The organism is Micromonospora maritima (assembly GCF_902825405.1).
In the GTDB taxonomy this organism is placed as follows: Bacteria; Actinomycetota; Actinomycetes; order Mycobacteriales; family Micromonosporaceae; genus Micromonospora; species Micromonospora maritima.
In genome coordinates this window covers 1-975 of the sequence record NZ_CADEAU010000908.1, presented here as the reverse complement: position 1 = coordinate 975, position 975 = coordinate 1, and the positions used below count along the sequence as shown (strand labels likewise).

The 975-nt window shown below is 74.6% G+C and carries 2 pseudogenes; one reads left to right on the top strand and one right to left on the bottom strand.

Annotated features, from left to right (window positions below):
* Positions 1 to 353 (top strand): annotated as a pseudogene (locus tag HUW36_RS33465) (MATE family efflux transporter); the annotation flags it as partial.
* A 7-nt stretch (positions 354 to 360) separates the two neighbouring features.
* Here the strand turns inward: HUW36_RS33465 and HUW36_RS33460 are convergent.
* A pseudogene (locus HUW36_RS33460) lies at positions 361 to 975 on the bottom strand (hypothetical protein); the annotation flags it as partial.

The following is a 975-nucleotide window of genomic DNA, read 5'->3' as shown; positions in this document are numbered from 1 at the left end:
TCTTCGTCGCCGCCGGCGGCCCACGATTCTTCGACTGGGGTGACGCCTCCCTCGCCCACCCCTTCGGCACGCTGCTGGTGACGCTGCGTTCGGTCGCGCTCCAGCCCATCGGCGGCGTGGTGTTCGCCCTCGACGGGGTGCTGATCGGCGCCGGCGACGTGCGCTACCTGCGCAACCTCACCATCGTGGCCGCGCTGGGCGGGTTCCTGCCGGCGATCTGGCTCGCCTACGGTCTCGACCTGGGGCTGGGCGGGATCTGGGCCGGGCTGACGCTGTTCGTGGTGCTACGGCTGGTCGCGCTGCTGCTGCGGATGCGATCGGGCGCCTGGGCGGTGGTCGGCGCGGTCCGCTGACCGCTCGTCAGCAGGAGACCGGCAGCTCGATCGGGTGCTCCGGGTCGTAGAGCGTGTCGGGGTCCTCGGGAAACGGGGTGCCGTCCGGGTCGGCGCCGCCGGGGCGGATCAGCCCGAGCTTGACGGCGTCGCAGTCCACGCCCCACCCGTAGCTCGACATCCGGTGCAGCCAGAGCCCTCGGTCCGCCCGCGCCACGTCGCCGTCGCGCGGTAGCCGCCAGACGATCTCGTCGTGCAGCAGGACCACCGAGTGACCGGACCGGGAGCCGGGGTCGCGGAACCCGTAGACCCAGACGACGTTGCTGGTCACCTCCAGCATCCGTACGCCGTCGTCCTGCCGGACCGCGCGGTAGGTCAGCCGGCCCCGGGTCCGCGGCTGGTCCGGGGTGAGCCGGGCGTCCGGGGCCAGCCGGGTCGCGTACGTGCCGATCGTCTCGGTGGACCAGTCCTTCCGCACCGACTCGCGGGCGGCCGGGGCGAAGTGGCGCAGCAGCGGGGTCGGGCTGCCGCCGGTCATGAACGCGCGGTCCAGGCGGGCGGTCAGCATCGCGGCGCGGACCCGGTTGAGCCCGGCGGCCACCTCGGCGGCGGTGAGGCCGCCGGTCGGACGGGCCGGGGGCAG